Raw genomic sequence first — 8224 nt, forward strand, 5'->3', positions numbered from 1 at the left:
CGCCCGCGCGTTCGACGGCACGAACTGCGGCCGGAACCGCACGACGCGATCGTCGCTCAGGGCCAGGCGCTCACCGCGGTCCTAGGCTGAGCTCATGGCCGACCCGATGCCCTCCACGGATCCCGAATCCGTCTCGCTCGCGGACCGTGCGGTCGAGCTCGCGCGCCGCTGGGTGATCGAGGCCGCGGCCGCCGATGTCGATCCGGCGGCCGAGCGCCTGGCCGGTGTGCTGCAGGATGCCAACGGGCTGCCGTTCACGCTCGGATTCGTCGACGGGGTCATGCGCCCCGAGAGCCTGAGCGCCGCAGCATCCCAGCTGCACCGCATCGCCCCGATCGTGCCCGAGTTCCTGCCGTGGTACCTGCGGTCGGCCGTGCGCATCGGCGGCGGAGTCGCACAGATGCTGCCGAGCCCCGTGGTGCCCATCGCCCGCCGGGTGCTGCGCGAGATGGTCGGTCACCTGGTCGTCGACGCCCGACCGGCGAAGCTCGGTCCTGCGATCGCGAAGATCCGCGAATCGGGCGCACGACTCAACCTCAATCTGCTGGGAGAGGCCGTGCTCGGCGAGGCCGAGGCGCAGCGGCGGCTCGACGGCATCCATGAGCTGATCCGTCGTCCCGATGTCGACTACGTCTCGGTGAAGGTGTCGGCGATCGTCAGCCACATCTCGATGTGGGCGTTCGACGAGGTCGTGGAGTCGGTCGTCGAGCGACTCCTTCCGCTATATCTGACCGCCGCGGCGGATCGCACCTTCATCAACCTCGACATGGAGGAGTATCGCGACCTCGATCTGACGATCGCGGTGTTCACGCGCATCCTCGAGGATCCGCGGCTCGAAGGTCTCGAGGCCGGCATCGTGCTGCAGGCCTATCTGCCCGACGCCCTGCCGGCGCTGCAGCAGCTCACCGCCTGGGCTCGCGAGCGCGTCGACCACGGCGGCGCCCCCATCAAGGTGCGGCTCGTCAAGGGAGCCAACCTCGCGATGGAGCGGGTCGAGGCGCGGATGCACGGATGGACGCAGGCGACGTACGACACGAAGCTCGACACCGACGCCAACTATCTGCGCTGCCTCGACTGGGCGCTGCGCCCCGAGAACGTCGCCGCCGTGCGTCTGGGGATCGCGGGTCACAACCTGTTCGGCATCGCCTATGCGTGGCTGCTCGCGGGGGAACGGGGCGTCCGCGCTCTCGACCCGGGATCGGCGACCGCCGCGAACTCGCAGCCGCCGATCGAATTCGAGATGCTCCTCGGCATGGCGCAGGGGCAGGTGCAGGCCGTCTCCCGCGAGGTCGGCGAGGTGCTTCTCTATGTCCCGGTCGTGAAGCCGAGCGAGTTCGACGTCGCCATCAGCTACCTGGTGCGCCGGCTCGAAGAGAACGCGTCGAGCGACAACTTCCTGTCCGCAGCCTTCCGCCTCGGTGACGACGAGGCGCTGTTCGTGCGTGAGCGCGACAGGTTCCTCGATGCGGTCGACCGCTCGGCGTCCCCGACGCTGCAGGTGGGGGCGCTGCGCAGCCAGGACCGACTCGCACCCGTGCACGAGTCCATGCGCCCCGTGCCGGTGGCGCCTGCGCCCGAGGAGGGGCTGACCCAGGCGGTGCTCGGAATCTCGCGCGGATCGGATGACCCGACCGGGCCGTTCCTGGAGACCGCGGTCTACGCCCCACGCGAGATCGATGAGGCGACCGGCGGCGCGCCGGGCTTCGCGAACACGCCCGACAGCGATCCGTCGCTTCCGGCCAACCGGGACTGGGCTCGCGAGATCACCGCCCGGATCGACGACTCCACCCTCGGCGTCTCGACGATCGAGGCCGCCCGGATCGACGATGCGGACACGCTCGAGGCCACGATCGCGGGCGTGCACGACGCCGCGGCGCTCTGGGGTGCTCGCCCCGCCGCCGAGCGGGCCGAAGTGCTGCTGCGCGCGGCCGCCGCTCTGGAAGGCCGCCGCGGAGACCTGATCGAGGTCGCGGCCTCCGAGACCGGCAAGGTCTTCGCCGAGGCCGACGTCGAGGTCAGCGAGGCCGTGGACTTCGCGCGCTACTACGCCGCCAAGGCGCGGGAGTTGGATGCCGTCGCCGGCGCCACGTTCGACCCGGCGCGCGTGACGGTCGTCACCCCACCGTGGAACTTCCCTCTCGCGATCCCCGCGGGCGGCGTGCTCGCCGCGCTCGCCGCGGGCTCCGGAGTCGTCTTCAAGCCGGCTCCGCAGGCTCGCCGCTGCGCGGCGGTCATCGCCGAGACGCTCTGGGAGGTCGGCGTTCCCCGTGACGTGCTCGCCCTCGTCGACATCGAAGAGGGCGATCTCGGCCGTGAGCTGATCTCGCACGAGTCCGTCGATCGGGTCATCCTCACCGGTTCGTGGGAGACGGCGGCGCTGTTCCGCTCGTGGCGCCCCGAACTTCCGCTGCTCGCCGAGACCAGCGGCAAGAACGCGATGATCATCACCCCCTCGGCTGATCTCGATCTCGCGGTCGCCGATCTGGTGCGCAGCGCCTTCGGGCACGCGGGGCAGAAGTGCTCGGCGGCCTCCCTCGCGATCCTCGTCGGACCCGTCGGACGCTCCCAGCGCTTCGCCCGCCAGCTGGCCGATGCCACTCGGTCGCTGCACGTCGGCTGGCCCACCGATGCGCTCGCCGAGGTCGGACCCGTGATCGAACGACCCGAGGGCAAGCTCGCGTGGGCGCTCACCGAGCTCGAAGGCGACGAGCAGTGGCTCATCGAGCCCGCCGTCTCGACCGACGACCCCACGGGGCGCCTCTGGCGACCCGGCATCCGTGTGGGAGTGCAGCCGGGTTCTCGGTTCCACACCGAGGAGTTCTTCGGCCCGGTGCTCGGCGTCATGCACGCGCCGACGCTGGAGCGGGCGATCGATCTGCAGAATGCGGTCGAGTACGGTCTGACCGCCGGACTGCACACGCAGGACCCGGCTGAGCTCGCGCTCTGGCTCGACCGCGTGCAGGCCGGCAACCTCTACGTGAACCGGGGCATCACCGGTGCGATCGTGCAGCGCCAGCCGTTCGGCGGGTGGAAGCGCTCTTCGGTGGGCCCCGGCGCCAAGGCCGGCGGCCCGAACTACCTCATCGGACTCGGATCCTGGCGGTCGAGCGGGTCCGGCACCGTCTCGAGCACTCTCCATCTGCGCGGGCTGGACTCGCGCATCACCGACCTCATCGAGTCGGCGCAGCCGTCGCTCGACTTCGAGGCCTTCGAGTGGCTGCGTCGTTCTGCGCTCTCGGATGCGCTCGCCTGGGACCGCGAGTTCGGGCAGGTGCGCGACGTGTCGCACCTCGGGATCGAGCGCAACCTGTTCCGCTACCGCCCGGTTCCGGTCGCGATCAGAGCCACCGCGGATGCCGGCTGGCAGGAGCTGCTGCGCGTCGTCGTCGCCGCGGTGCGCGCCGGCGCCCGGTTCGTGCTCTCGACGCCCGTCGGTCTTCCGGCGCCGGTTCGCCGCGCTCTCGGCGAGCTCGGCGCCGTCGTCCACATGGAGAGCGACGACGAGTGGATCGAGCGGATGCGGCGGCGCGGCGAGCAGTCGTCCGCGACGCTCGAATCCCTCGACGACGAATTGCGACCGAGCCGGGTGCGGCTGGTCGGGCCCCGCGACTCCGTGGCAGCGCTGCACCGCGCATTGGCGACAGCCGTCGGCGGCGATCCCGACCTCGCGGTGTACGACGGCGAGGTCACCTCCGCCGGGCGCATCGAGCTGCTGCCCTTCGTGCACGAGCAGGCCATCGCGATCACCGCGCACCGCTACGGCAACCCCGACGCCTGGAGTGCTTCCGTCATCTGACGCCGCGCGAGCGCTGTGTAAAGAATTCTTGACACAGCCCGTGCCGCAGGCGTAATCTCGTGTCAAGAATCTTTTACACGGGAGGGTGTCATGGTCTACGAGGAGCGCAACGTCTGGGTCGGTCTCGTCGTCAGCCTGATCGCCATCACGGCGTACGTCGTCGCGGTGCTGCAGCAGGCGGCCGGCGGTCCCGTGACCGAGGTCGACTGGCCGCCGCTGATGCTGTGGATGATCGGCGGCGGAATCGTCGTGACCATCGCGATCAGCATCATCTGGGGCATGATCGCCGGCGCACGTGACCCCGAGGGCGTGGGCAAGTCCGACATCCGCGATCGGGACATCGGTCGCATGGGGAGTCGTGTCGAGCAGGCGTTCGTGGCCATCGCGGGCACCGGCGTGATATTGCTCTGCGCGATGAACGCGGACGTCTTCTGGATCGCCCACGCCATGTTCGCGGGCTTCGCGGTCGCGACGATCGTGGGCGGGATCGCGCGGGTCGTGGCCTATCGCCGGGGTCTCGTCTGATGGTCAAGCCGACGCTCGTCTCCAACCGCATCCGTGCGCATCGGGAGGCCGCCGGTCTGACCCAGGCCGAGCTCGCCCGCCGCGTCGGCGTGACTCGCCAGACGCTGATCGCGATCGAGCAGGAGAAGTACTCGCCGACCCTCGAACTGGCCTTTCAGATCGCCCGGGCATTCGGCGTCGGCATCGACGACCTGTTCCAGTACCCCGAGCCCGCGACCACGGAGGTGTGAGATGACCGAGACGATGCCTGCCTGGGTGCGTGAGACGTACGGCCCGTCCGACGGAGTGCACCTCGAGCAGATCCCCGTTCCGATCCCGCGTCCGGGCGAGGTGGTGCTGCGCGTCGAGGCGACCGCCCTCAACGCCGGTGACATCCGCCTCATGCTCGGAGACCCCCTGCTCGTGCGTCCGGTCTTCGGCCTGACGCGCCCGAAGCATCCGGTGCGGGGAATGGAGGTGGCCGGCACCGTCGTCGCCGTCGGATCCCAGGAGATCGGCGCCGAGGTCGGCGAGCGTGTGGTGGGCGAGCTCGTCGGAGGAGGGGGACTCGCATCGCATGTCGCTGTGCGCGCGACGCGCCTCGTCCCGATCCCGCCGGATGTGACCTCCGAGACTGCGGCCTGCCTGCCGATCGCCGCAGGCACCGCATGGCAGGCACTCGACCACGCGGGCATCGGCTTCCGCTCCGTCAAGCACACTGCGGCGGGCCATGTCCCTCGAGTCCTGGTGCTCGGCGCCTCCGGGGGAGTGGGCACCTTCGTGGTGCAGCTCGCGGCGCTGCGCGGTGCCGAGGTCTGGGCGACGTGCGGCGAACGCAGCGCGCGCCTCGTCGAGCACCTCGGCGCCGTGCGCACCCTGGACCATCGCCGCTCGCCGCTGACGGAGCTGCCTGCAGCACACTTCGACGCGGTGATCGACATCGCCGGAGGGATGCCGCTGCGCGACCTGCAGCGCCTCGTGATCTCCGGCGGCCGGGTGGTGCTCGTGACGGGCGACGGCGGCCACGTGCTCGGCCCGATCCCGCGGATGGTGAAGGCGGCGTTCCTGTCGATCGGTTCGAGCCGCCGCATCCGCCCGCTCGCTGCGAGCCCTCGTCCGGAGATCCTCGCGAAGCTGCTCGAGCTCACCGCCGAGGGGCGGATCACACCCGTGATCGAGCGCGAATTCGGATTCGACGAGGCCCGCGCGGCCCTCGCGCACCTCGAGGCCGGTCATACGGTCGGCAAGGTCGTCGTCCGCGGAGCCTGAGCGAGAAGCGCCTGCGCTCTGGCGGCGTCCAGGGGGCGGGTGACAGAATGGATGCTGGCGTGCCCGAGTCGCATCTTCCCCGGGCGCCGGCTCTCATCGAGCGGCGCGGGTCGAAGGACCGCCGGGCCCCTGGACAGCGTCCGCCGCATCCGTTCGAGGAGCCCCATGTCTGTCGAAACCACTGCGCCGGCATCCGAGACCGCAGCCCCGGTCCGCACCGCACACCACCGTCACTACCTGATGTGCACGCCGTCGCACTTCACGGTGAACTACTCGATCAACCCGTGGATGGAGCCCTCGAAGCCGACCGACACGGCCAGGGCGGTCGAGCAGTGGCAGAAGCTGCACGACCTGTACCTCGAGCTCGGCCATGAGGTCGAGCTGATCGAGCCTCTCGCCGGGTTCCCCGACATGGTCTACACGGCGAACGGCGGGTTCCTGATCGACGGCCGCGCCTACGTGCCGAAGTTCCGCTTCGTCGAGCGCCAGGGCGAGGCGCCCGCGTTCGCCGACTGGTTCCGCGCCGCGGGCTACGACACCGTGATCCCCGAAGAGGTCAACGAGGGCGAGGGCGACTTCCTGCTCGTCGGCGACGTGATCCTCGCCGGCACGGGGTTCCGCTCGACCGGCGACAGCCACCGCGAGGTCGGCGACGTCTTCGGCCGTGAGGTCGTGTCGCTCAACCTGGTCGACCCGCGCTTCTACCACCTGGACACCGCGATCGCGGTGCTCGACCCCGTGCAGGGCGTAGAGAACGGCGGCCCCGAGCGCGCGAACATCGCGTATCTGCCCGGCGCGTTCGATGACGAGAGCCGGGCGATCCTCGAGGAGCGCTTCCCCGAGGCGATCCTCGTGTCCGACGAGGACGGATCCGTCTTCGGTCTCAACTCCGCGAGCGACGGCTACAACGTGATCATCTCGCCGCGCGCGAAGGGCTTCGAGAAGCAGCTGCGCGAGCGCGGCTACAACCCGATCATGATCGACCTGTCCGAGCTGCTGCTCGGCGGCGGCGGCATCAAGTGCTGCACCCTCGAACTGCGCGGTGCGGTGTGACCGCCGTCGACCCGGGCGTGAGCGCCGAGGTGACGGCGGAGCCGCACGTCGCCCACAACTACCACCCGCTGCCGGTCAACATCGCCCGGGGTGAGGGTCCGTGGGTGACGGATGTCGAGGGCAAGCGGTACCTCGATCTGCTCGCCGCCTATTCGGCGGTGAACTTCGGGCACCGGCATCCGGCTCTCGTGGCGGCCCTGACCGAGCAGCTCGGTCGCGTCACCCTCACGAGCCGCGCCTTCATGAGCGATCGGCTCGAGCCGTTCGCCGCCGCGCTGTCGACTCTCGCCGGCAAAGACATGGTGCTGCCGATGAACACCGGCGCCGAAGCGGTCGAGACCGGCATCAAGGTCGCTCGCGCATGGGGGTATCGCGTCAAGGGCATCGCGGACGACCAGGCGCGCATCATCGTCGCGGCCGGCAACTTCCACGGCCGCACCACGACCATCGTCAGCTTCAGCGACGACCCCGAGGCGCGGACGGACTTCGGCCCGTACACGCCGGGATTCGACGTGGTTCCCTATGGGGACGCGGATGCCGTCGCAGCGGCCATCACCGAGAACACCGCCGCCGTGCTGATCGAGCCGATCCAGGGCGAGGGCGGAGTGGTGATCCCCCCGGAGGGATACCTGCGCCGCATCCGCGAGATCTGCGACGGGAAGAACGTGCTGTTCATCGCCGATGAGATCCAGTCGGGTCTCGGCCGGGTCGGCGAGACCTTCGCCTGCGATCGGGAGGGCGTCGTGCCCGACCTGTATCTCCTGGGCAAGGCGCTGGGCGGCGGGATCCTTCCGGTGTCGGCGGTCGTCGGCAACGCGGATGTGCTCGGAGTCATCCGCCCGGGTGAACACGGTTCGACGTTCGGGGGCAACCCACTCGCCGCGGCCGTCGGCCTGCGGGTCGTCGAGATGCTCGAGTCCGGGGAGTTCCAGGAGCGCGCTCGCGCACTCGGCGCCCACCTCGCCGCCGGCCTCGAGCCGCTGATCGGGCACGGGGTGACCGAGGTGCGCATCGCCGGGCTGTGGGCCGGCGTCGACATCGACCCCGCCAAGGGGACCGGCCGCGAGATCGCGGAGAAGCTCCTCGACCGGGGTGTGCTCGTCAAGGACACCCACGGTCAGACGATCCGCATCGCCCCTCCGCTGGTGATCCGCGCGACCGAACTCGACTGGGCGGTCGAGCAGCTGAAGCTGGTTCTCGGGGCGTGACGCCCTGTCCGCCGGGCGACACGCCCGGCGGACAGCCCGGATTTGCCGGAACCCCGGAACCCACGTAACTTATTACTTGTTCGCCCCACAGGGAAGCGGAGAGGCCGAGAGCCTTACCCCCCTCAAGCGGAGAACCACCTCCACTCGATCAGCTCCTCGGAGCAGATCGCAGACATACTTCTGTCTGACCTGGAGCTTCCACTTCGGAGAAACGGTCGATTTGACAGCGACTCCGGAACGGATAAGCTAGTGAAGTTGCCTCGGCGGCCTTGAGCCCCGAGCTGCAGATCTGGTTCTGAGCCTCACGGCGTGTCGATTTGACAGGCCGAATGGCACAGATAAGATAGAGAAGTTGCCCTTCGGGCCTGGTTGTGATGACTGGGTCGTGGGAGCA

The 8224-nt window shown here is 69.8% G+C and carries 6 protein-coding genes; all 6 read left to right on the plus strand.

Annotation, left to right across the window (positions count from 1 at the left end):
• The first annotated feature begins 94 nt into the window (after window positions 1–94).
• The 6 genes from QRN21_RS06330 to rocD all read left to right on the plus strand — a co-directional run bounded on the left by QRN21_RS06330 (window position 95) and on the right by rocD (window position 7830).
• Complete coding sequence (locus QRN21_RS06330; protein ID WP_285363441.1) at window positions 95–3796, plus strand: proline dehydrogenase family protein; 3702 nt, start codon at window positions 95–97, stop codon at window positions 3794–3796.
• Window positions 3797–3886: 90 nt separating this feature from the next.
• Entirely contained in the window at window positions 3887–4321 is a 435-nt protein-coding gene (locus QRN21_RS06335; RefSeq protein ID WP_285363442.1) for a hypothetical protein, read from the plus strand.
• A complete protein-coding gene (locus QRN21_RS06340) occupies window positions 4321–4551 on the plus strand; it encodes a helix-turn-helix transcriptional regulator (protein ID WP_285363443.1) in 231 nt (76 codons plus the stop codon). The genes QRN21_RS06335 and QRN21_RS06340 overlap by 1 nt, the downstream gene beginning before the upstream one ends.
• A gap of 1 nt (window position 4552) precedes the next feature.
• Complete coding sequence (locus QRN21_RS06345) at window positions 4553–5569, plus strand: NAD(P)-dependent alcohol dehydrogenase (protein WP_285363444.1); 1017 nt, start codon at window positions 4553–4555, stop codon at window positions 5567–5569.
• Between the two features lie 165 nt (window positions 5570–5734).
• On the plus strand, window positions 5735–6622 hold the full coding sequence (gene ddaH, locus QRN21_RS06350) for a dimethylargininase (RefSeq protein ID WP_053097827.1): 888 nt from the start codon (window positions 5735–5737) through the stop codon (window positions 6620–6622).
• Window positions 6619–7830 (plus strand): ornithine--oxo-acid transaminase, encoded by a 1212-nt coding sequence (rocD, locus tag QRN21_RS06355; RefSeq protein ID WP_285363445.1) that lies wholly within the window; start codon window positions 6619–6621, stop codon window positions 7828–7830. Before ddaH ends, rocD begins: the two co-directional genes overlap by 4 nt.
• The last annotated feature ends 394 nt before the right edge of the window (window positions 7831–8224 follow it).

The sequence above is a fragment of the Microbacterium sp. LMC-P-041 genome (assembly GCF_030209555.1).
In the GTDB taxonomy this organism is placed as follows: Bacteria; Actinomycetota; Actinomycetes; order Actinomycetales; family Microbacteriaceae; genus Microbacterium.